Origin of the sequence: Alteromonas macleodii ATCC 27126 (assembly GCF_000172635.2) — a bacterium.
Lineage (GTDB): Bacteria > Pseudomonadota > Gammaproteobacteria > Enterobacterales > Alteromonadaceae > Alteromonas > Alteromonas macleodii.
This window is the reverse complement of sequence record NC_018632.1, coordinates 941,806-965,748: the sequence shown is the minus strand read 5'-3', so window position 1 is coordinate 965,748 and position 23,943 is coordinate 941,806. Positions and strand designations below refer to the sequence as shown.

Annotated in this window: 13 protein-coding genes and 2 pseudogenes; 6 read left to right on the top strand and 9 right to left on the bottom strand. The window is 44.3% G+C overall.

Features of this window, described 5'->3' with window-relative positions:
* The first annotated feature begins 149 nt into the window (after nucleotides 1–149).
* Both MASE_RS04130 and MASE_RS04125 read left to right on the top strand, forming a co-directional pair.
* Complete coding sequence (locus MASE_RS04130; RefSeq protein ID WP_014948499.1) at nucleotides 150–3,254, top strand: TonB-dependent receptor; 3,105 nt, start codon at nucleotides 150–152, stop codon at nucleotides 3,252–3,254.
* Nucleotides 3,255–3,327: 73 nt separating this feature from the next.
* The gene (locus MASE_RS04125) at nucleotides 3,328–4,761 is read left to right on the top strand and encodes a polysaccharide lyase family 7 protein (RefSeq protein WP_014948498.1); all 1,434 of its coding nucleotides are present in this window, start codon (nucleotides 3,328–3,330) and stop codon (nucleotides 4,759–4,761) included.
* Between the two features lie 166 nt (nucleotides 4,762–4,927).
* Here MASE_RS04125 and MASE_RS04120 read toward each other — a convergent pair whose 3' ends face one another.
* The 9 genes and pseudogenes from MASE_RS04120 to MASE_RS04075 form a co-directional block, all read right to left on the bottom strand.
* Nucleotides 4,928–5,668: a FadR/GntR family transcriptional regulator gene (locus tag MASE_RS04120; protein WP_014948497.1), complete on the bottom strand. Its 741-nt coding sequence runs from the start codon at nucleotides 5,666–5,668 to the stop codon at nucleotides 4,928–4,930.
* Between the two features lie 362 nt (nucleotides 5,669–6,030).
* The gene (gene eda, locus MASE_RS04115; RefSeq protein WP_014948496.1) at nucleotides 6,031–6,648 is read right to left on the bottom strand and encodes a bifunctional 4-hydroxy-2-oxoglutarate aldolase/2-dehydro-3-deoxy-phosphogluconate aldolase; all 618 of its coding nucleotides are present in this window, start codon (nucleotides 6,646–6,648) and stop codon (nucleotides 6,031–6,033) included.
* Nucleotides 6,649–6,773: 125 nt separating this feature from the next.
* A complete protein-coding gene (locus MASE_RS04110) occupies nucleotides 6,774–7,709 on the bottom strand; it encodes a sugar kinase (RefSeq protein WP_014948495.1) in 936 nt (311 codons plus the stop codon).
* A gap of 67 nt (nucleotides 7,710–7,776) precedes the next feature.
* Nucleotides 7,777–9,072, bottom strand: coding sequence for an MFS transporter (locus MASE_RS04105; RefSeq protein WP_014948494.1), 1,296 nt, complete (start codon nucleotides 9,070–9,072; stop codon nucleotides 7,777–7,779).
* A 2-nt stretch (nucleotides 9,073–9,074) separates the two neighbouring features.
* Nucleotides 9,075–9,419 (bottom strand): cupin domain-containing protein, encoded by a 345-nt coding sequence (locus tag MASE_RS04100; RefSeq protein WP_014948493.1) that lies wholly within the window; start codon nucleotides 9,417–9,419, stop codon nucleotides 9,075–9,077.
* 18 nt (nucleotides 9,420–9,437) lie between these two features.
* Nucleotides 9,438–11,642: a heparinase II/III domain-containing protein gene (locus MASE_RS04095; RefSeq protein WP_014948492.1), complete on the bottom strand. Its 2,205-nt coding sequence runs from the start codon at nucleotides 11,640–11,642 to the stop codon at nucleotides 9,438–9,440.
* Nucleotides 11,643–11,648: 6 nt separating this feature from the next.
* A complete protein-coding gene (locus MASE_RS04090; protein ID WP_014948491.1) occupies nucleotides 11,649–13,937 on the bottom strand; it encodes a polysaccharide lyase 6 family protein in 2,289 nt (762 codons plus the stop codon).
* A 52-nt stretch (nucleotides 13,938–13,989) separates the two neighbouring features.
* Nucleotides 13,990–14,868, bottom strand: a complete 879-nt coding sequence (locus MASE_RS04085) for an NAD(P)-dependent oxidoreductase (RefSeq protein WP_014948490.1) — start codon at nucleotides 14,866–14,868, stop codon at nucleotides 13,990–13,992.
* A gap of 390 nt (nucleotides 14,869–15,258) precedes the next feature.
* Nucleotides 15,259–18,212 (bottom strand): annotated as a pseudogene (locus MASE_RS04075) (TonB-dependent receptor).
* A gap of 492 nt (nucleotides 18,213–18,704) precedes the next feature.
* Between MASE_RS04075 and MASE_RS04070 the strand changes: the two are divergent.
* The 4 genes and pseudogenes from MASE_RS04070 (at nucleotide 18,705) to leuC (ending at nucleotide 23,941) form a co-directional block, all read left to right on the top strand.
* Nucleotides 18,705–19,427 carry a hypothetical protein gene (locus tag MASE_RS04070; RefSeq protein ID WP_014948486.1) on the top strand — a complete coding sequence of 241 codons (723 nt, stop codon included), beginning with the start codon at nucleotides 18,705–18,707 and terminating at the stop codon, nucleotides 19,425–19,427.
* A 447-nt stretch (nucleotides 19,428–19,874) separates the two neighbouring features.
* Nucleotides 19,875–21,434 carry a 2-isopropylmalate synthase gene (gene leuA, locus MASE_RS04065; protein ID WP_014948485.1) on the top strand — a complete coding sequence of 520 codons (1,560 nt, stop codon included), beginning with the start codon at nucleotides 19,875–19,877 and terminating at the stop codon, nucleotides 21,432–21,434.
* Nucleotides 21,435–22,532: a 3-isopropylmalate dehydrogenase gene (gene leuB, locus MASE_RS04060; protein WP_014948484.1), complete on the top strand. Its 1,098-nt coding sequence runs from the start codon at nucleotides 21,435–21,437 to the stop codon at nucleotides 22,530–22,532.
* A gap of 9 nt (nucleotides 22,533–22,541) precedes the next feature.
* Nucleotides 22,542–23,941, top strand: a pseudogene (leuC, locus tag MASE_RS04055) (3-isopropylmalate dehydratase large subunit).
* Nucleotides 23,942–23,943: the final 2 nt, after the last annotated feature.

Here is a 23,943-nt window from a genome sequence, read left to right as displayed (position 1 = left end):
TGTTGCCAATACGTAAACAAACCCTTAGCATTGGCTTTACACCATGAAACAAATTGGTAATAACAGATATGCGTTTTGGTTAGATTTAATAACCAAATAAATTGCTGAAAGCCCTACAAAATAAAAGACACAGCATTATGGAAGCCACGATGATAAATCAGAGAAAACCAAATCCGTTCGTACACGCCATTCGCGCCAAATACTTCAGCCCAGCTCTGGTTTATGCTGCGTGCTCTGCAGGTCTGCTTATGAGCGCCCCAGTTTCAGCGCAAGAAGCAGATGCTGCCGATGAAGAAACAACCGAAATTATCGAAGTTAAAGGTATTCGAGGTACTATTCAAAGCTCTATCTCAATAAAGCGTGAATCAACTGAAATTGTTGATGGTATCTCTGCTGACGACATTGGCGACCTGCCTGCTTTGTCTATTGGTGAGGCATTAGAAACCCTTACTGGCGCGTCTTCTCACAGAGAGCAAGGCGGTGCAACGGAAATTTCAATTCGAGGCCTTGGCCCTTATCTAGGCAGTACGGTAATGAACGGTCGTGAAGCAGCGAACGGCAGTGGTGACCGCTCTGTAAACTTCTCTCAATTTCCATCAGAGCTTTTTAATAAAGTTGCGATTTATAAAACACAGTCTGCTGAGCTGATTGAAGGCGGTGTTTCAGGTCAAATACATTTAGATACCATCAAACCATTAGATTTCGGTAAACGCCGCTTTCAGTTTGAATATAAAGGTAACTGGAATCCAGACAATACAGATTTAGAAGACCCTATTCGCGACTTTGGCCAGCGTATTACCAGTAGCTTTGTGGACCAATTTGAAACTGATCGATTCGGCGACATAGGTATATCTGTAGGCTATCAAAAGAATGTAACGACCAACCCCGAACAGGAAGCGCGAACAGGAACGAGTTGGGATGCATGCAGAGTTTCACCGGCATTTGGTGACGGAATTAACAGCAGCCGCACAGACTGTGAAGATAACGGCGGCGCGCTAAATTTAATTACTGATGGTACCGGCGCAGCGCCTGATGCTTCGGAGCCGTTTATCTTTTCTCGCTCGCAAAACTCGTTTAGACAAAACGTTACCGACGATGATAGAGAATCATTCTTCGGTGCTATCCAGTGGCGCCCTAATAACAAGCTAGAGGTAAATGCCGACGTACAGCTTTCAGATAGAACCTTTAGTGAAGTAAGAAACGACCTCGTCTTTGCCGAAGTCAACCACATTGATGGCTATACCACACCAGCGTCAGAAAGACTGCCCTTTGACCTTGTGGCTACCTCTAACGGTGCACTAAGACAATTTACAGCTACGCAAAACATTGAAACAAACAGCCAATTTGCAGAACGCCTTGAAGAGTACACTGGAGGAGGCTTACGTTTCGACTATACGGTAAACGATAGACTAAGCATATCTCTTGACCTATCTACCTCTGAAACTGAACGACGCGAAAATATTATTCAAACCAGACTGCAGTCGGAAGATGTAGACATCTACGGTAATGATGTACTGGGAGCCGATGGTAACGGTGAAGTAAGAACTGCAGCACAGATATTTGCCAACGGTTCTCTTGTACCTACATGGACACTTCAAGACTTCGACGTTAACTACCACGGTGCTTTTGCTGATGAAGCAAGAACACGCCTAGATCTAAACCAATTTAGAAATAACAAGATTTCAGCGGTACGCGCTGACTTCGACTACATACCAGACTCTGAATTTATCATTGGTGTAAAAGGTGGTGTTAGATTATCTAAGTTAGAATATGACAGCGTACCTGGTGGCAGTGGTACCAACAACCGAACAGAGGTAACATTCAGTGATGAAGCGGCAGCTATGGCTAATGATGCTTGCCGAAACAACGCATTTCCTGAATCAGGCTTCTTTGACGATGAAACCGGAGGTGCGCCGCTTTTCACCAACGTTGATAGCGAAGGTAACGTAATAAGCGCAGGAACAGGTAACTCTTTCGCTACGTTCGATCCAATCTGTTTAGCAGAGACATTGCTAGGCACAGTGACTAATGATGCGGGAGAGGTGCTAACAATCGCTAACGCCTTCCCAACGGTTGATGATTCAGATAGACAAGATATTGCAGCTGTTGACGTTGAAGAGAAAACCATCGCGGCCTATCTGCAGGCAGACTACGACACTTTCATAAATGATTATGGTGTACGCGGCAACTTTGGTCTTCGCATTGTAAGAACAGAAGTATCGTCTCTGTCATATCGAGGACCCTTACAGGCTACACGCGATGAAAACGGCCTAATTACAGGCATTGCCCCTATTACTGACGAACTCATTCAAGTAGAAGGCGGCGGTGATTACACTGAGTTACTTCCAAGCTTCAATTTAATCGTAGACCTCTCGGATGAGGTTATGTTTCGCGGCGCTATTTATCGCGGCCTGTCACGCCCAGATCCATCAGACCTAGGCTTTGGCAGAAACTTCTTAGGCCTAGACGAAGACAGCGACACTGGCGAGATATCAGATGCGCTTGCGCGCGCAGTGGCAGTAGGTAACCCGGTACTTGAACCTTTCCTATCTTGGAATGTAGACACCGCTATTGAGTGGTATCCAAACGAAGATACTATTCTTGCGCTTGGTTTGTATTACAAAAGCTTTGAAGGTGGCTTCTCAAACACGTCTCAAACCGAAATTTTTGAAGTTGATGGTGAAGAATTAGAAACCATCGTTACTGCGCCTCAAACTAGCGACGATACCAGCACTATCTATGGTGCTGAAATTACCGCTACACACTCATTTTCATACCTAGATAGCTGGTTAAGTGGTTTTGGTATAAAGCTTAGCTACAACTACGCAGACTCGAATTTTGAATTTCAAGATGAGAGCTTCGGCGAATCAACAGTTATCGACCCTAGCTCGGGTGATTTAATTTCGCGTACGGGCATTGTTGCACCAGCTAACCTGTTCGGTTTTTCAGAGCACGTTATTTCTACGCAGCTCTATTATCAATGGGAAGACTTAAGCGCATCTATTAACTACAAATACAGAAGCAACTACTTCCAGCAGTTTGTTAATACGCCTGGCGCTATTCGATTCATAGACGATACGGAAGTATTTGAGGCGCGTGTGTCTTATCGCCTGAATAAGAATTGGAAGTTTAGTCTAGAGGCTATCAATATCTTTGATGAGCCCAGACGCCAGTATCGCCCAACCCAAGACAACTTTGCAGAAATTAATGTGTACGGTCAAAGAGTCTTCGCTGGCGTGCAATTCCGCTATTAACCAAGGTTTCACTGTGAGTAATTGGGGCCCGAACATGGGCCCTTTTTTTCTTCAACGCCAGTAAGGAATGTATATGTTTCGCTTATTGCTTGTTTTACTAACGCTTACTTCGCTAAATGGCTGTGGCTCTTCTTCATCGTCCACAACCTCGCAAACGCCTTTACCAGACGATAGCTCTGCGCCAACACCGTCTCCCATTCCCCCAACAAATGAGACGGAAGCATGTAGCGCGTTACCATTAACAGGGTTAAGCGCATCGGCGACTGAAGAAAAAGCGCCTTTTAATGCATCTAAAGCTATCGACGGCGATACCTCTAACGCCTCTCGTTGGCAATCAACAGGCACTAATTCTGCGCTCGTGCTTTCATTTGATAGCGACCAACAACTAGGTGCTCTTCAAATTAAGTGGTATGACAGCGAAGCTCGCGCTTATCGCTTTTCTATTGAAACCTCACTAGATGGTGAAAGCTGGGATACACAGCGATCAAATATCAACTCAAATACACAGCTTGCGGGTTTCGAGCTTTATTCATTACCAGCGCTTGTAACGTCTCGCTATATACGTGTTACCCCGTTTGGAAACTCTGTTAATGACCATAACGCAATAGTTGAGGTTCAGTTATTCAATTGCACTGAAGGCGACGGTGAAATTTCATCTGCACTTACTTCAACTGCGGGTATCGATTTACAAGACTGGTATTTAAGCATTCCAACAGACAATGATGACTCAGGCACGGCTGATAACATAGGCGAAACTAGGCTTCAGCAGGGGTATACCAACTCCGAATATTTCTATGTAGGTAACGATGGCGCGTTAGTGATGCGCTCTCCTACAATCGGTTTTAAAACCTCTGTAAACACCAATTATGTTCGCGTTGAGTTACGTGAAATGTTGCGACGCGGCGATACCAGTATTAAGACCCAAGGCGTTAATAAAAACAACTGGGTACTCTCCTCCGCCTCTCAGGCAAATCAAGATGCTGCAGGCGGCGTGAATGGTCGTTTACGGGTTGAGATGGCGGTAAACGAAGTTACCACTACAGGCGAGAATTTCCAAATAGGCCGCGTGATCATAGGTCAAATACATGCTAACGATGACGAGCCAATACGCCTGTACTACCGCAAGTTGCCTAGTAATAACTTAGGCGCTATTTACTTTGCCCACGAGCGCAGAGCAGTGGCAACAGCGAATGGTGAGAAAGAAGAAATATGGGTAGAAATGATCGGCTCGCGAGACAGTGATGCAAACAACCCCACTGATGGCATAGCACTTAATGAGCGTTTTACCTACGTTATTGACGTTGAAGGTGACACGCTCACCGCAACGATTTCAAGAGAAGGAAAGTCTGACGTCACCCGTTCTTTAAATATTGGGAATAGTGGTTATGATGAAGATGATCAATATCTGTATTTCAAGGTAGGTGTATATCACGTAAACAATTCTGCAAATCGAGCAGAACGTGCAGTTGCCAGCTTTTATTCAATTGAGAATGAACATGGTAGCTAGCAACCACCGATATGAGGTGGAACGGAGAAGTCCGTTCCCAAATAGCATATTTTGTACGGTAATGGCTTTGTTCGTGCGCTAATGGCTTAGTTAGTACGCTAATGGCTTATTTTGTGCGCTGATGGCTCACTTTGCGTGCTAATGGCTCATTTTGCGCGCTAATGGCTTAGTTAGTACGCAAATGGCTTAATGAATAAAGATCGCGAGTTTGACTGCTTTTCTTTCTCACTTCTTCTAGCGCCTGCGCCTCGCTCGCCGCAAACAGCGCGTCGATTAAGCGATTGAAGTGAGCATGCATAGCAGCTCTCGCGGCCTGTGAATTTCTCGCCTTTAAGCTTTCGAAGATTTCATAGTGCTCTTCCAGTCTATCTTGGTCAGACTGACTACAAACCGTGCTGTAAGCTTGAATGATTTGAGGCTGTGAATCTCGTAACGACCAGAACTTATTTACTGCCAACAGTATGGCTTTATTGCGCGTGGCACGTGAGATAATGATATGAAAATCACGGTCAGCTTCTTCCGCGTTTACCCCGGTTTTCATTGCTTCTAATGTCTTCTCAAGGGCAGAAAGCTCTTCATCAGTAATCGACAATGCAGCTAAAGCAGCCGCTTCACCTTCTACAAGTGCTCTTGCTTGAGTCAGCTCGAATGCACTTATTTGTTCTGTGGTAGCGTCTTCTTTGTCTTTTGGCTTATCGAGTACGTAAACGCCAGACCCCGTCTTCACTTCAACATGCTGAAGCACTTCAAGGGCAATGATAGCCTCTCGGATCGTCGGACGGCTTACATCGAATGTCTCAGCTAACTCACGCTCAGCGGGTAAACGCGTTCCTGGTGGGTAAAGACCTGATGCAATTAACGCCTTTATTTTTTCTGCAATTTGCCAGAACATTCGACGACTTTTCATGTTCGAAACCTTTTCAATTAAACGTAGTGCGCATTACGCGCCCACTGTGCAACTTTCTCTAGCTCTGGCGGTATATTTATTTTTCTGCCGTTGCAGACTACCCGTCGAACTAAATTGCTATTCTTAACTTTATATAGCGTCAATATACACGCAATTGGTAATATTTCAATTCAAGCTCTAAAGCAAGAAAAACAAAAACATTAGCATTTATTATCAACAACTTAATTATAATCGCCTTTTGGCGATTGAACAAAATTAAAACAAGAAATCGAAAAAAAAGTGTATCAAACTACAATTTGGTCATACAAGTAGGTTAGTTAATGAGAACAAAGGGCGGATAAACGCCCCTTCTAAGCAACAAATTATGCGTTTGCCTCTTGGCAAGACTGCGTTATTGCTTCCCAGTTTTCTTCGCTTACCCACTCTTTTTTCGCGACCCACGTTCCACCAACTGCAAATACGTTAGGTAGCGAAAGGTAATCAGTTTTGTTCAATTGATTCACGCCGCCTGTAGGACAAAACTTAACATCGCGAAATACCGATGACACTGCTTTTAAAAAAGGTGCACCACCTGATAGAGATGCTGGAAAAAGCTTTTGTTCAGTGAAACCAGCTTCAAGCGTCATTAGTATGTCTGCAGTATTCGACACACCAGGCAATACCGGTATCTGACATGCCTCTAACGCATTTAACAGTGAATTAGATACCGCAGGCGTAACGATAAAGTCACTGCCCACTTCAATAGCGGCAGATAATACCTCTTCGTTTATCACTGTGCCTGCCCCCACAATGAGTGAAGGTACTTCTGACTTAATGGCGCTAAGCGCTTCAAGTGAGGCCTCTGTTCTAAGCACAACCTCTACAAGGTTTAAGCCTGCCTTCGACATTGCTTTCGCAATATTCACACCTTGTTCAGGGGAATCTGCCTGAATAATTGGCAACAGGGTTTGGCCTGACATAAGTTCAGAAAAGCGTGTCATAAAATGGTCTCTCTATTTGTTGAATGTTAATAGGCCTTAACCTGAAAGGTGTTCTGCAAACAGTGTGATGGATGTGCCACCGCTTACATCTAACAAAAAATAAGTGTCAATTGTTCAGTAATTATTTAGCGTTGTTCAGCTAATGCCGTTTCAACGATTCCTCGTGGGATGATGGCTCCGCGATGCTGAATCACAGTGCCTGCTGCTTTTGCTGCAAATTCAACCGAACGAGAAATAGGCACATCATTAAGCCTGCTGCCTAAATACACACCGTTAAATGCATCGCCGGCCGATGTGGTATCGACTACGTTGGCAACTGGAACAATAGCGTGCTCCAAACGTTCACCGTCTAACACGGTGAGCACTGATAAAGGTCCATTCTTGATAACGATTTCACTGACGCCAAATGATTCGCAAAGGGCTAAGGCATCGTTTGCACTTTCAATATCAAAAAGCTCAATAATGTCTTCCACGCCAACGAGTGCTACATCACAAAGCGAAAGTGCCTGCTTGAAGTTCTTACTTGCTTCATCAGGTGTTTCCCAAAGTCGTGCACGATAGTTAGGGTCGAACACAATTTTTACGCCACTCTCTTTTAACGCCTCAATAAAACGGAAGAACGACGGCCGTTCGTCGCGTGGGATAATGGCAATGGAAATACCAGAGAACATAAACATATCGTTTTCAGACAATGTGCTTAACGCTTCTGGTTTAAGGAATGACATGATGGTTTTAGCGGCAGATTGTGATCGCCAATAGGTAAAGCTGCGCTCTCCCGAAGCATCAGTATCAATTAAATAAAGACCTGCAGAGCGATTTTCATTTGAAAACACGAATGAGGTATCTAGCCCTTCCACTTCAAAGTTGTCCTTCATGCGAGAGCTAAAGGTGTCGTTTCCGACGACAGTAACAAACCCCACCTGTATATCAGAAAAACATCGCTTTAAGTAAACGGCAGAATTGTACACATCGCCTGCGAACGATTGATGTAGCGATGTATCAGAGCCTTCATTTGAGCGCAGTTCAACCATGCATTCGCCCATAAAGCTTAGCTTTTTCATTTGGTACGCCTTGTTTGGTAATTCATAGAGACTGTGGGCTGATAAAATCGAGCCCACAGTAAAAACACTATTGCTTTATTGGTTCGATTTTAGGAATGAGAAGCCACACCGCAGCAGCGGCAATAATGGCAAGCGATGCACCAATAATAAAAGCAGGAGTATAGTTGCCATCGGCGGTTAACATGGGTACCAATGAAGTTAACCCCACAGCGCCTAATTTCGCGGCCATTCCGGAAAACCCAGACAAGGTTCCCACCGACTTTTTCCCCAGCAAGTCGCTGGGTAGTGTTTGAACATTTCCGATAGCCGTTTGAAAACCAAATAAAATGACAGCCATAATCAACACCGCTGTAATTGCAGACCCCGGATTTGCCATCGCCAGTAGCGAAGGAAGCATAATCACACAACCCAGCGTGATAACGAGTTTTCGGGTTTTATCGGTATTCCAGCCTGCCTTTATGCGGTTCTGCGCGAGTAAGCCGCCGAACCATGCGCCCAGCATGGCGCCAACATACGGAACCCATCCATACAGACCAATAGACTTAACATCCATCCCATACACTTCGTTAAGGTAAATTGGGATCCAGAATACAAATAGCCACCAAATAGGGTCGATAGCAGCGGAAGCGATAATTACGCCCCAACTTTGCTTTTTCGACAGTAGCTCCTTTGTAGAGGGATTGTATTCGCTCTCACAATCAGCGGCGTCATCACTCGAAACCATGCGCTGGCCAGTGAGTATGTACTGCTTTTCTTCATCAGTTATCCACGGGTGTGAGCCAGGCGGAGCTTTAACAAGAACAAGCCACGGCACCAGCCACAAAAAGCCCAAAGACCCCACAACAATAAAAATAAGCTGCCAACTAAAGTAAATGGTCATCATAGCGATAGCTGGGATAGCAATTATTCCACCTATCGCAGCGCCAGAATTAAAAATACCCTGTGCCAACGCACGCTCTTTAGTTGGAAACCACTCGGCATTGCCTTTCGCTGCGCCTGGCCAGTTACCCGCTTCTGCTACACCAAGAATGGCGCGAAAAATAGCAAAACTCAGAAAGCCTTGTGCAAATGCGTGAAGCACGGTAGCAAGAGACCACACGCCTATTGATAATACAAACCCAATACGGGTACCTATCCAATCGAAGATTTTTCCGAAAATAGCTTGCCCAAAGGCGTAAGCGAAAACGAAGACAATAGAAATATTCGCATAAATTTGTTTGCGCTCTAATGCAGATTCGTCGGGAAATAGATCTTCAACAATGTCTGGCCAAAGCACACTGAGTGCCTGTCTATCGATGTAGTTAATTATGGTTGCTAGCGCGATAAGGGCAATTACCCACCATCGCAAGCCATTAATTTTCATTATTATTCTCCCACAAAATCTTCGCGAGCTGGGCTAAAAGTATCTATTAGAATGCCGCCTGTAGGGCAAACTGCACCATGCTCTACGTGAGGTGGGATAAGACAGCTATCCCCTTTCCTCAAAATCTTCATTTCACCACCAATGCTGAAATGAAACTCACCTTCTTCAACATACGTCACCTGAGAATGGCGATGTGCATGGGTATACCCTTCTGCACCTTTATCAAAAAATACCTTTACTGCCATAAGTTCATGATTAAACCCCAGCATTTGACGCTTTAAGCCATTGCCTAAGTCTTCAATCTCTGTCTCGTTGCCAAATAAAAAATGTTCGCTTTGCTTATTCATAACGTAAATCCTAAAAAATTACAGCGCATACACAGCGAAACGGCTTGAAAGCGTGTAACGGTTTTTATCAAAATCAAAAGAAACAGACTCGGTCGACTCGCTACCGTCTGTGGTATTTATGGCTATTAGAAACTGCTGTTCAGCTGCCTTTATTACAAGTAAAAGCAATGTGTCGTTTTTTACTGTCTGAACTGATGTAATAATGCTTTCTGCACCCAAGGTATATTCCTTACTAGGGTTGTATTCACCGTGAGGCTCTAGAACGGAAACGAATTGGTGATGTGCCTTACCTTCTACCCTGCGTATCACGCTGCTCTCGTTGCGAAGATTGAAATTTGGGTCACCGGCACCTAGCTGGGTAAATAGAAAGGTTTCGTTGCCTTTTGTAACGCTGTGTTGTGAATAGAAACGGCCATTACTATTTAGCCAAGTCACTCTAGCCATATCAGCTTTCGGAATACCCTTCGCCCTTAGCCACAAGTGCTGATATCCACTTACGCTTCCTAGTGCAGATAACGTATTGGTATAACCCTGATATTCAAAGTTAGTATCAATTAAATGGCCGCTATAATGCAGTGGTAAATCGTAGGTGTGCGGCTTGTCACTAGATACATCAAACACATCAACAACAATGCGCTTATTTAAGGTAGGTAAAGAAAGCAGCGCTATCGTTCTATCAAGTACAACATCGTCATAGGCAGTTTCGATGCTGGCGCGAGCAACTGTACCGTGCTCGTTATTTTCAAAGAAGTGTAGCGTAGGCGCATTCGCATTCGCCTTTTCCAAGTTAAAAGAGAAATGACTTTGCTCATCAACCACTACCGTATTGTGCGCAACGGTTTGTTTGGCATAGCTATTATTTTCTGGAAGGTAACGACCACCAAATTTGGCTTCTACATTTAAGAATCGTGCCGCACCATAGTCGGTTACAATCTCACTGCCTTTATCGTAAAGCTGCCATGTTAGTTTATCGAAATGCCCATGTCCTAAACCTTGGGCTGCAGGTTTAAATAACACTGTTTCACCCTGAGGTTCTTCAGTGCGCATAATTACTAATGCACCTTCATCGCCATCTTTACCGTCACCCAAGGCCATCGATTCGAAAATATAAGGCGCTGCTTTGTTCTCATCCAGCGCCTTCGCTACGTCAACACCATCGCCTGTGAGTACAATTCGCCCTTGCTGCTTGGCAATATCCAGTAAGCCTTTATCTTTTGTTTGCTGATACGCCACAGCAACACCATACACTAACTCAATAGTATCTATGCCTTTGCTTTTAATTGCGTCATTGATTGGGAAGAACAATCCATTGTAGCTAAGCTGAATGGTGGTATTTATTGCTTTAAGCAAAACCTTATCGCGGTAGTCGAAAATATTGCGTTGAGGCTCATTATTTTCAATTGCTTTAGCGAACGTAACGAACGGCATTAGCGCGTAGCGTTGGTAGTACGGCCCTTCGTTATAGTAGCCTTGAGGGGAAAATAGCGTATCGAGCTGTTTTAAAAAACCACCTTTGCCTGACTTTTCAAGGTCGTAAAGTGCTTTTTCAACCCATTCTGGTTCGTTTAACACATACCCTGCCATACCTACGCCAGCGGTAGCCCACGTTCCGTGGTTGTGTACTTTATTAAACGTAGACGGTTGACCCTCTGATAAGAACAACGCGACAGGACGCAACAGTTGGTTCTCAATTACGCTTCGATCTTCTTCATCAAGCGTGTTGTATATCAAGTCGTAAGCTTGAATAGTATTCACAAGCCATACGGCTTCGTTTAGGCTTTGCCAGAAGAAAACACCAGGGTTTTGGGCGTTCACTTTACGCTGTGGGTGTAACCCTAATGTAGGATAAAGTGCGGCATAATCTAACAAGAGACTTTTTACATAATCCGCATACTTTTCGTTATCACTAATTTGGTACACCACGCCAGCGTTATACATAAGCTGATAGTTCTTTTTATGACGTTCGTGAGTGTAACCACCGCCGCCGTCTTTTGGCACAGGAACAACGTTTGGCATTGCTAAATGCAAATCTACCTCTTGCTTAACTTGCAAATAAGCATCTTGGAAACGCCCTTCTTGCATTATGGCGTTGCGCATTTTTACAACGTCGTCTTGCGTGATCACCAAGTTAGGGTGAGCGGCTAGAGAAGAAAAAGAAAGCGAACAAAAAATGAAAAGTAAAAGCGCAGATTTTTGTTGTAGGGAACAGAGGTTTTTAATCATTGCCCATTACCTCTTGTTCGCTTTCGTGGAAACATTGTCATTCAAGACCGCAGTATGCGGACCAGGTGCAAACAGCTCTTTAATCATTTGCATAGGTGTATTTAGGAATGTATTGTTTGTTATTGCGGTAATTGGCTCACCAACGGTGTGATTAACCACAACAGGCTCAGACTCATTAAAGTTGTTATTTTTTAGCGTTGAAACTTGCACGCCATGAAGATAAACACTGGCACTTTGCTTGTTGCGTTTACCACTGCCTACGTTAGTTAGCACGTTGCCCTGCATGTCTAAGTGCGGTCCAAAGGTACTTTCATCGGTACCGCCTCGGTAGAGATTTACAACGCTACCACTTATGTTGCTAAACGTGTTGTTGGTTATGCTGACATACTCAGCGTTATAAATACCGTAGTCCTCTATCTCTTTATCAAGACTTAAAACATGGCCCGTAATGCCGTTAAAACTATTTTTCGAGAGTGATATGTCATCGGCAAACGCGCCTTTGCCAGACGTAAAGAAGTTAAAAGAGTGGTTGATATCGAGACGCTCGATATCACAGTTTTCTACGTTCAAAACATAGTTGTGAAGCATGCCCCACTTTTTCGTTCTTACAACGCTATTGCCAAAAGCGTCTGGGCTGTCTTTCCCTGAAAGCACCAAACCTTCAAGCTTCAAATTTCCATTGTCATGTATTTCGAACAAGGCGGAGCGTTCGAACGACAGTGTTGTAGCTTTGGGAGTCTGTGCAGTTACCATTATTGTCTTATCGATAATAAGAACACTGGGCACAACGATTGTGCCAGGTGCGATTGTAATAACATCTCCGTCACTGGCATTTTCAAGTGCTGTCATAAGTTCAGCGGCATCGGCACTTACGATAATTGTTTTACCTGCAGCGAAGTTCACTTCAGGTACTATTTTGGGATACCAGCTTACGCCGACGTCACTTTTTGATACGACGTTCATGTTAGAAGCAACACCAACATCTTTTGTTTCTGCGCCTTTTACCTCAGGCTCGTTTAGCTTAGCGACGTTAAGCCCATTCTCACCCTTAACAAGGGGCAGCGATGCAGTAGTAAAGCCTTCGCTAAGTTCTTTTATCATTTTGGTATTAGCGACATTGTTAGCGAATGTAATGCCGCTCACATCATCAAATAATGTAAAAGGTTGGTTTAGCGAAGCATTGTAAATAAGGTTATTGGCAAACAATGAGTTTATAGGTGCCGCGCTTCTCTCTTCATCGCTTCCAGCACCAAGTTGGATATGTGACACGTTAATGAATGAGTTATTTGTGATTTGCGCGTTATTAACCTGATGATAACGATTGATAGGCGAGTCAGGCACACCATTCATAACCGTAAAACCACTACCAAAGCGATAACCCGTTAGCCCCTCCAAGTAGTTATTGGTTATCACTTGGCCTTCATTGATAACGCGAATTCCGCCGGTATGGTCCACGCCATTGCCTAAAAACACATTATCTTCAACGCGATTATTATTACCGTGTCTAAGGGTTAGGGTGCCTTTGGCGGATAGAAAAACGTTTCCTTTCAGCAGGTTCTCACCAGACTTAACAGAAATAATTTCAACTTCGCCATTAGTTTGTTCGAATATGTTATTGATAACCTGAGTATTCGAATTACTCAGAGAGTAATGACTTGTACCTATCCTTAACGTCTCTCCACCGTTTGAACCGAATACAGGGCGATAACCGAAGTAGTTATGATCGATACTGTGATGGTTCTCTTGATGTGCCTCGCCGTTAAGCCGAACAGCGACAGTAACCCCCTTGTTACGCTTACCCGTCAGGTGGTTATGGTCAAACCGGTTGTGCTTACCATAAAGTGCAACCCAATAATCTGATTCTTGGCGGTCCGGATTACTGTACTCATCAATGACTACTTCACTTACTCGTGAATAATTAGCTGGCGTTTGTGCATCTTTCCTAAACGCGATAACAGCGCTGCTAGGGGTATATCCGTCTTTGAATACCAAACCCGATACTTCTAAATACTGCCCAGCTAACTTTAAGTTAGAACGACCAGACAGAATAACCTTACCTTTAGTTTGCGCAGTCAGCGTAATGGGCTTTTCAGCGCTACCCTGCCCTACTAGTAAAATTTCAAAGTCTCGATAAACACCATTTTGTAAAATTACGTCGTCACCCGCCTTAAGAGACGATGCTATTGCGTTGTATTCATCTGGTGAGCTAACGGTATATTGTTTAGCGCCCGCGTTTGACGACATAGCGCTAATAACAATAAACACAGCTAGCCACTTAATAAATTGCACTTGCATAAAATACCTGCCTTTTGATCACTTTAAGAGCGATGACGACGTAGTCGATACATTACTTAGTCAGCGTTTTAAAGTACTCGAAAATCTCAGGTACATTACCTTGGCTTAAACCCGCATCAACCGCAGCGTTCAAATTGGCAGACGAGCCTTCCGCTATTTTTGATTCGGTACCTAGGTCTTCAACCATCTTCAAAAAGTAGCCCAGGTCTTTGTTAGCGTTAGCAATTGAAAAGCCTAAATCACTAACGTTATCAACCGCATAATTTTTACAGAATTGCATGAAAGGGGAACTTGAAGGCCCTGTAGACATAATGTCGAAAAGCTGCTGCTTATCTACGCCTGCCTTCTCTGCTACAGCGAAGGCTTGTGACATGGCACAGACCGTGGTCATACCGATGAAGTTGTTAATTAGCTTAGTTGTGTGGCCGGAACCTAAAGCGCCTAAATAAAAGACATTTTCACCTTGGTCTTCCAGCACACCTTTTACCTTGTTAAAGGTATCGATATCACCTGCTGCCATAATGTTTAACAGGCCATCTTTTGCGTGTGCAGGTGTTCTTCCAAGAGGCGCGTCAATCATACCTACGCCCTTCTTCGCCAAGTCTGCGCCAATTTTCTTAGTAGATGCTGGGATTGATGTACCAAAATCTACTAATACAGACCCCTCCTGCAAACCTTCTAACACGCCATTTTCAGCATAGATAACTTTTTCTACTATTTCTGAGGTGGTTAGACACAACATCACGATGTCTGAAGCTTCAGCAAGTGCCTTACCAGTTTTCGCTGTTTTTGCGCCGCGTTCTACACATTTATCCACAGCAGCTTTATTTAAGTCCATTACGGTAACGGCGTAGCCTTTGTTCTGAAGGTTTTCTACCATATTGCCGCCCATAAGGCCTAAACCGATAAAACCAATGGTTGGTTTGGACATGACTGTCTCCTAATGACGATATTCGTTGCATTGTCCGAAGTTGCTTTTCGAACCAAAAATAAAATGACTAGTGCTTTGTAATGGCATTTCGCTTTCAGATCTTGCCAATTCAAGCCTACCCTTACGTTATTATTAACTTACCAATTTGTCAACCAATTGATAGAAATAACGAAAACCTGTAATACCAATAAAGATAAAAGTTAAACCGTATATATTCAGGAAACTTCGCCCACTAATTTGAGCGGTCTGAATGTGGTACATGTGACGACTGTGGTTTACCCAAATAACTTTCAGATTTGACTTAATATCTTGATTGGCAAAACCAAATTGATTGGCCGTGAGAGCATCTGAAAAATTAACGTCCAGACACCTCACCACCATTTTGCGATGTTAGAAGCGATAGTTCGCACCAAGAGTGATTCTTCGGTCAGTCAGACCTTGGAAGCACAGAAGCGCACCTTCGTTAACACAGTACTGCTCTACCTCAGACTCAGTGATGTTTACGGCCTCTACACCAATATTAAGGTTTTCGTTAACATCGTAAGTCACACTTGCATTCAACTGACCACGATCCGCCTGAACCGCTGGGAAACCCCACGGGAAGCTAGAAGTACTTCCGAAGTCATCTGTACGGTAGGCTTCACGCCACGTGTAGCGCATGCGAGCAGATAGACCAAACTTCTCGTAATAAAGCGTAATGTTGTAGGCATTTTCAGAAAGATTTAACAGACCCTGAACCGCACTAACCTCTTGATCGTTTCCTGTGGTTGCTGCGAAAACTTGGCCAGCTCGGCTTGTCGCGATGTTTTCAGCTTCACCACCGTCGAACTCCTGAATAGTGTAGTTAGCAAGCACGCCAAAACCTGAAGCCCAACCTAGCTCGCTTTCAAAACCAGATAGGTCATATTGAACAGCAAATTCAATACCTTTCTGGGTTGTTTCACCTGTATCGTTAATTTTAGTTTCTGTGCCCACACAAACGCCTGTGCCAAGATTTGGACCAAATACGTTGATATCTGCTATTGGATTGAAGATACCACCACCTTCACAAGGGTCTGTTAGGTCTCGATACCCTGTTACTGGATCTTCTGCTGCACTCACAATTTGATCTACGAATAGATCTTTTCGAGTTTTGTGGAAAATCCCTACACTAATAACGCTGGCTTCAGCAAAGTACCACTCAGCTGCTAGGTCATAAGAAATTACTTCTTCAGGCGTTAGGTTAGGGTTTCCAATAGCCACATTTGGGTTAGGACTTGTGCTGAAGGTTACCGATGTCGAAAGGTCGTTAAAATTAGGGCGACGAATGTCTTTGCCAGCACCAAACCTTAGTACAATGTCATCCGTAACATCTGCAACTAGATTGAAACGAGGAAGGATAAAGTCGTAATCGCCGTTGTTAGTAACGCGTGAAACAAGCTCATCACCATTTTCATCAACCGTTACTGAGTTGCCTACAGAAGTTACGTCTGTTTGTAAGTAGCGAACACCGAAGTTACCGCGGAACATTTCGTATTCAAAATTTGCTTGTGCGTATAAAGCGTGAGTTTCCTCTTCAATATCAAAGAAGCCCGTTGAACTTGATGTTGGTTCATCTAATGTTTCGCCAGAACCATGAGTTTCTAGCGCTTGTTGAAGTGCAGCTAAAACAGCATCGGGATTAGACGATACTTGTTCGGGATCTATAAGAAGAAAATCAGCCACATAGAGCTCACGCCCATCAGCATCGTTAAAGTTGTCAGGACCAGCGACTAAAAGCTCGCTAAATAAACTACCTCTCGGGCTATCTTCCATAGACCGAAGATTTACATTATTTCCTATCTCTTCACGCTTACTACCTGATTTGTTGTAGCGATAACCAAAATCAACGGACGTAACCATAGTGTCGACGTAATACGTGAAATCGACGCGGAAAGCATCTTCGAAGTTTTCAGTAGTGTCACGACCAATGTTTACATCACGCAGCACAACGTTGTTTGGGTCAAGTAATTGCTCTGCCGTTGGCGCGTATTCTGCCCCATCAGCAATACCGAACGTTAATGCACCACCAGATAAGTCATATGCGAAAGGCACTGCATTATCGTTTGCGCCACCAGCATCTAAAGGCGCATTTGGGTTGATAAAGTTAAGCGTTGTATTAAAACTCGGTGTGGTAGTATCTGATGATGTTGAGGCAACCTCCGCAAACACGCTCCACTTTTCGCCCTGCCACTCTCCCCCTAAGCGGAAAATCTCGCTTTTCGTTACACGAGAGTTAGTATCACTAGAAAAGCGTAAGTTAGGATCGTCATCGTCATTTTCCAGATCAACTGGAATAACTCCGCGAAGCGCCGCTTGAATTGAGCCCAAGTTTGTACCACCCAATGAACCAAAGTTAATGGTTTCAAATTCATCAGGCACTGACACATCGTTAAGCGCACTCACCCCAGACGCTTGCACCCGCGAACTTTCTTGTAAACGCTCTTGGTCGTTAATGATTGCGTCAAAAAAGAACTTAGTATTATCGTTCGGGGCCCACTCTATAGTGCCCACTAGATTTTTAGTTTCGTACTCGAAGTTGTCGTAGTCTTGAACAAAAAACTGAATTGGCAAAAAGTCAAAAGACTGAGCGCTCGCTACGCCACTATCCGACGTAATGATATTATCTCTATCAGCACGAGGTCGAAACGCGGTTACGTCTTGTTCAGCATAGCTTCCGCTTATAACAATACCAATGGTGCCGTGATCGGTATCCCAGTTATCACCAAACGTACCCGAGATACGAGGTTGAAAGTTGCTATCAGTGGTTAAACTACTGTTCTCGCCTTGCACACGAAACGCTGCTAACTGCTCATTAAGCTGTAAAGGACGAATAGTTTTAAGGTTAATCGTACCGCCTACAGAGCCTTCAATCGTTTTCGCGTCTGGCGATTTAGTCACTTCTAAGCCAGCAATAATAGCCGCTGAAACATCTTCAAAATCGATACCGCTTCGACCTGCGCCTGAACCGACAGTTGAAACCCCGTTTATTTCGGTGCGGTTGGCATCGGTACCACGAATCTGCACGCCTGTCCCCACGCCAGCTTCACGGGTAATCTGGATACCAGTAATATTTCCAATACTTCCGCTAAGTTTTGGTCAGGTAGCTTACCAATATCTTCAGCTTCGATAACTTCAACAAGATTATTCTTGAAGCGTTTTTCATTCATCGCGCTAGCGAGTGACGCTCGGATACCAGATACCTCAATTACCTCTACATCTTCATTTAACTCTTGCTGAGATTCCTGCGCGTTTGTAGTTGCGGTAAGGCTTAGTGTCGTAGCCGAAAGTACCGCAAGCGTTATTTTAGATAATTTGTGTGCCATGTGTGTTTTCCTCTTAAGGATTGAGGAATGTCTAATCACTCATTCCTTACCGCTTAATTGATCTGCAACTTACCTGCCTTGTAAATTTACCTCACACCTACTTTACAAGGATGTTACAAACAGTAGATCAATTCCACATATTGGTCAACAACAAAAATAACAATTGGTCTTAACATCATCACAACAACACCTTACCAATAACAAATTATTTTTTAATAATTTGATATTGTTAAGGTCATAAAAACAAAGTAAGTCATTATTTAACAATGACTTAATGATTTATCACTTATATGGAAATTGGTAATTGAAATTTTTCACCCTCACCTTTGCGCATAAAAAAATTGGTAATATAAATCATCATGAAATGAGTAATCGCTAAAGCCTCAAACTTGCTAAACAAAAAGCAATACCAGCTTTTAAAGCGCCTATATGGCACTTATTACCGTTTCTTGATACGGTTATTCAATAATCAAAAATTTGTGCAGATAAGTGATGACAGCAGAGAAACCTTCTTCTCGATCTCAAGCAGGCTTTTTTAGCGAATCGGGAGAGTTAGGCGGAAGCCACCCTCAATTCAATGAAATATGTACTGCTCTGTATGAAAGAGAAATCGTCTCTCTAGCTCATAGCGAGATAAAAAACCTATCGCTGCTAAAGCGTCGAATGGGCGGGCTTCCTTATCACGTGAAAGCTATTGCTCGATATATGATTAGTAATGGCATCGCAAACAATCCATCCCCGCTAAAAACAGATACCCATAATGGAAGTTGGTATGCCAAGCAATCTGCAAAGTGCCCCGGCATTAATCATTTAGACGATGTAGAAAAGCGAGAAGCGTGGTATAGAAAAAACGGTAGGTATGGTCTTGTTGTACCTGTTTTAATTTTAAATATGGAAGGCTCTCACATTGAGCTTGATTCCATTGATATGGTAAACCAAGACAATACCCAGCTCCATCTGAACAAAAATGGATGGTTTGCCAATTCAGGGGAGTGCATTTCTTCAACTCCACTACGCGATGAAATGGAAGCGGCCACGGCACTTTCAGTTCAAAACAAAATACTGCTGCGGCCTTCAAAGGCGATAATGACCGCTGCATGCTGTGGCCACGCATGGAGCTTTAAATCCAAGCGTTCACCACGTGCCTTATCCCTTCGCGAAATGCGCTTATCTACTCAAATCAACTGGAAGAACTTTACGCTGCTTAATAGGTAACAACGCCCCAAAAAGAATAAAAACCCAGTATATTCGCATAAAAACCACAACCTCTTTTGCATCTCCACAACAAAATTTAGTACAAACATCCTAACCAACATCATATATAGTAAATTAAGCCCCTCATAAATGGCTGTAGTTACTGGTCACGTTGCTCTCAGACTAAGATCTTTAGGACACATATCCTAAATAATTAAAAGAAAGTATTTATACACGAAAAATATACTCATTATTGTAAACAATGGTTGACCTCTTCATGCCACATGGGTACATTGTCGCTATCAACTTGGTCAGCAAAGAAATAACAAATGCGTATTCGTTTCCTTCTTCTATCTCTACTCCTTATGGCAGCCAGACTGCACGGGTAGATTGCGACCAGCGATTTAATTTCACAAAAACCCGTGCCAAGCACGGGTTTTTTTTTAACTATTCAACTGAGAGAGCGTCATGACAAATCAAGTGAAGATCTTTGATACCACATTGCGAGACGGCGAGCAGGCCTTACCTGCAAGTCTAAGTGCCAAAGAGAAATTGCAGATCGCGCTGGCGCTCGAACGGTTAGGCGTTGACATCATTGAGGCAGGCTTTCCTGTCTCTTCACCCGGCGATTTTCGCTCTGTACAAATGATTGCCAAAGAAGTTAAGAACTCCATCGTTTGTGGCCTATCTCGCGCATTGCCGGGTGATATTGATGCATGCGGACAAGCATTAAGCGTTGCTGAGCAATTCAGAATTCACACCTTCATCGCAACGTCAGAGATTCACGTAGGTGCCAAGCTTCGCAAGTCACAAGATGAAATTGTAGATATGGCCGTAGCCGCGGTGAAACATGCACGTAAGTATACTGACGATGTAGAGTTTTCCTGTGAAGATGCGGGGCGTACCCATATTGATTACCTATGCCGAATGGTTGAAGCCGCTATTAGCGCTGGCGCGACGACGGTGAATATTCCGGACACCGTAGGCTACACAACACCTACAGAGTTTGGCGGTATTATTCAGCAATTGTTTAATCGCGTTCCAAATATCGATAAAGCAACCATTTCAGTGCATTGTCACAACGACTTGGGCTTAGCGGTAGCAAATTCATTAGCAGCTGTTGAGCAAGGTGCCAGACAGGTTGAATGTACGATAAACGGTATTGGCGAGCGTGCTGGTAATGCTTCACTTGAAGAAATTGCTATGATCTTGCAAACCCGTAAGAACATGTTGGGCTTTGAAACTAACATTAATTCTACCGAAATATCGCGCACATCTAAGCTAGTCAGCCAGCTTTGTAATATGCCAGTTCAATCAAACAAGGCCATTGTTGGCGCAAATGCGTTTAGCCATTCATCTGGTATTCACCAAGACGGTGTCTTAAAAGCGCAAAATACCTATGAAATTATGACTCCAGAAAGTGTGGGTATTAATAAGAACAACCTAAACTTAACGTCACGTTCTGGCCGTCATGTGATTAAGCATCGCTTAACCGAACTTGGCTATAAAACCGAAGACTATGACTTAGAAGCGGTGTATGACGCATTCTTAAAGTTAGCGGATAAAAAAGGCCAAGTATACGATTACGACCTTGAAGCCTTGTTGTTCTTCGATAAGCAAAAACACGACCAAGCACACTTCCAGTTGCTTTATCTTCAAGCTAATTCAGGCCGTGAAATCATTCCAAGTGCTACCGTTAAAATGAAAGTGGGCACTGAAGAGATTACCCAGTCTAGTATTGGAAACGGCCCGGTAGATGCGGCTTATAAGGCCATCATGTCTATACTAGGTCACGAAGATTTAGAAGTTGTCGACTTTAAATTAGATTCAAAAGGTGAAGGTGCCGACGCTTTGGCGCAAGTGAGCGTTATCGCTACATATAAAGGCCGTCGTTTCCATGGAATCGGCTTGGCTACAGATATTGTGGAAGCCGGCGTTAAAGCCCTTATCTTTGTATTAAACAACACATATTTAGCCGATCAAATTGATCAGCAAAAAAATCAACAAGAACGCGTTGCAGGAGTATAAATGAGCCAGTATTCAATTGCCGTATTAGCCGGAGACGGTATCGGCCCAGAAGTTATGCAGGAAGCCAATAAGGTTTTAGATGCTGTTGAAAAGAAGTTTAACGTCACCCTCAACCGTACTGCATATCCTGTAGGTGGCTACGCCATTGATACTGAAGGCGAAGCGCTACCCTCAAAAACGCTTTTGGGCTGTGAGCAAGCCGATGCGATCTTGTTTGGCAGCATCGGTGGCCCTAAGTGGGACACCTTGCCGTTAGAGCAACGTCCTGAGCGCGCTGCACTACTTACCCTTCGCAGCCATTTTGACCTGTTCAGTAACTTACGCCCAGCTCGCATTTATCCGGGCCTTGAAAGCCTGTCTCCCCTTCGTGAAGACATTGCTAAATCAGGCATAGACGTTTTAGTTGTGCGCGAGTTAACCAGCGGTATTTACTTTGGTCAGCCTAAGGGCCGAGAAGGTGAAGGCGAAGAAGAGTTCGCGTATGACACCATGCGCTATAGCAAACGTGAAATTCGCCGTATTGCTATTGCAGCGTTTGAAGCAGCACAGAAGCGTCGCGGCAAAGTGACGTCGGTGGACAAAGCCAACGTACTGGTAACCAGCCGCTTATGGCGTGAAATTGCTGAAGAAGTGGCAAAAGACTATCCAGATGTAGAGCTAGACCACATCTATATCGACAACGCCACTATGCAAATAATGAAGAATCCGGCGCAGTTCGATGTGATGCTGTGTTCAAACCTTTTTGGCGATATCGTTTCTGATGAATGCGCTATGATGACGGGCTCTATGGGCTTGTTGCCATCGGCAAGCATGAACGAGGAAGGCTTTGGCCTTTATGAGCCAGCAGGTGGTTCGGCTCCAGATATTGCAGGCCAAGGCATTGCTAACCCTATCGCACAAATTTTATCGGCCGCCATGATGCTGCGTTTCAGCATGAACTTGAATGATGCTGCCGACGCAATTGAAAAGGCAGTAGTGGCAACGCTAGAAGCAGGTGTACTTACAGGCGAGTTACTTCCTTCTGACAAACGCAGCCAAGCGGCAAGCACGTCACAAGTGGGCGATGAAATCGTTAAACAATTAATGGCGCAGGAGTAAAACAACCTCATGGCCAAGACCTTATATGACAAAGTGTGGCAAGCCCACATTATTGACCAAATCGGTGAAGACAGCTTAATTTATATCGACCGTCACTTAATTCATGAAGTAACGTCACCTCAGGCATTCGCTGGCCTTAATGAAAAAGGCCGTAAAGTACGACGCCCTGATCGCACGGTTGGTACTATGGATCACAGCATTTCAACCCGTTCATTGGCAATTGATGCCTGTGGACCAGCCAATGCGCTTCAGCTACAAACCTTGGCAAAAAACTGTGAAGAACACGGCATTCAGCTATTTCCAGTAGGTCACCAAAAGCAAGGTATTGTGCACGTTATGGGCCCTGAATTAGGTCTAATTCAGCCTGGTATGACGGTGGTGTGTGGTGACTCACACACTGCAACCCACGGTGCATTTGGTGCGCTGGCATTTGGTATTGGTACCTCTCAGGTAGAGCATGTATTGGCAACGCAAACGTTGAAACAAAGCCGCGCGAAAAGCATGCTTATCAACGTAAATGGCAAGCTTCCTGTTGGTATTACCGCAAAAGACATTATTCTTGCCATTATCGGCAAAATTGGCCACGCCGGCGCTACTGGCCATGTCATTGAATATGCAGGTGAAGCTATCCGCGGTTTAAGCATGGAAGAGCGCATGACGGTGTGCAACATGAGTATTGAAGCTGGCGCGAAAGCTGGTCTTGTTGCACCAGACGAGAAAACCTTCGCCTACCTTGAAAGCCGTGAATACGCACCTAAGGGTCAAGACTGGGAAGACGCTGTCGCTTATTGGAAACCCTTTATACCGAAGAGGGCGCAACCTTTGACACTGTGGTTGAACTTGAAGCGGCAGATATCGCTCCTCAGGTTACGTGGGGCACTAACCCAGGCCAGGTTATTGGCGTAAACACACCGGTACCTGCCCCTGAAGACTTCAGTGACCCGATTGAAAAAGAGAGCGCAGTAAAAGCGCTTGAGTATATGGGGTTAAAACCCGGTGAAAAGCTTGCTGACGTTGCAGTAAACCACGTATTTATCGGCTCATGTACCAACGGTCGTATTGAAGATATGCGCGCAGCGGCACAAATCGCCAAGCACGGTAAAGTCGCCGATTCAGTGACTGCGATTGTCGTTCCAGGGTCGGGTAACGTTAAACGCCAAGCTGAAGCAGAAGGCTTAGATAAAATCTTTATCGATGCTGGCTTTGAGTGGCGTTTGCCAGGTTGCTCTATGTGCCTTGGTATGAATGACGACAAGCTAGTGGCAGGCGATAGATGTGCCTCTACCAGTAACCGTAACTTTGAAGGCCGTCAAGGCCGTGGGGCGCGCACTCACTTGGTAAGCCCAGCAATGGCTGCCGCTGCTGCAATTACCGGTCGCTTTGCTGACGTTAGAGATTATCAGGAGTAACT

Excerpts from the sequence above, each read along its gene's own strand:
- MASE_RS04130 (WP_014948499.1), top strand. The coding sequence starts at position 150 with ATGATAAATCAGAGAAAACCAAATCCGTTCGTACACGCCATTCGCGCC.
- MASE_RS04125 (WP_014948498.1), top strand. The coding sequence starts at position 3,328 with ATGTTTCGCTTATTGCTTGTTTTACTAACGCTTACTTCGCTAAATGGC.
- MASE_RS04120 (WP_014948497.1), bottom strand. The coding sequence starts at position 5,668 with ATGAAAAGTCGTCGAATGTTCTGGCAAATTGCAGAAAAAATAAAGGCG.
- eda (WP_014948496.1), bottom strand. The coding sequence starts at position 6,648 with ATGACACGCTTTTCTGAACTTATGTCAGGCCAAACCCTGTTGCCAATT.
- MASE_RS04110 (WP_014948495.1), bottom strand. The coding sequence starts at position 7,709 with ATGAAAAAGCTAAGCTTTATGGGCGAATGCATGGTTGAACTGCGCTCA.
- MASE_RS04105 (WP_014948494.1), bottom strand. The coding sequence starts at position 9,072 with ATGAAAATTAATGGCTTGCGATGGTGGGTAATTGCCCTTATCGCGCTA.
- MASE_RS04100 (WP_014948493.1), bottom strand. The coding sequence starts at position 9,419 with ATGAATAAGCAAAGCGAACATTTTTTATTTGGCAACGAGACAGAGATT.
- MASE_RS04095 (WP_014948492.1), bottom strand. The coding sequence starts at position 11,642 with ATGATTAAAAACCTCTGTTCCCTACAACAAAAATCTGCGCTTTTACTT.
- MASE_RS04090 (WP_014948491.1), bottom strand. The coding sequence starts at position 13,937 with ATGCAAGTGCAATTTATTAAGTGGCTAGCTGTGTTTATTGTTATTAGC.
- MASE_RS04085 (WP_014948490.1), bottom strand. The coding sequence starts at position 14,868 with ATGTCCAAACCAACCATTGGTTTTATCGGTTTAGGCCTTATGGGCGGC.
- MASE_RS04070 (WP_014948486.1), top strand. The coding sequence starts at position 18,705 with ATGACAGCAGAGAAACCTTCTTCTCGATCTCAAGCAGGCTTTTTTAGC.
- leuA (WP_014948485.1), top strand. The coding sequence starts at position 19,875 with ATGACAAATCAAGTGAAGATCTTTGATACCACATTGCGAGACGGCGAG.
- leuB (WP_014948484.1), top strand. The coding sequence starts at position 21,435 with ATGAGCCAGTATTCAATTGCCGTATTAGCCGGAGACGGTATCGGCCCA.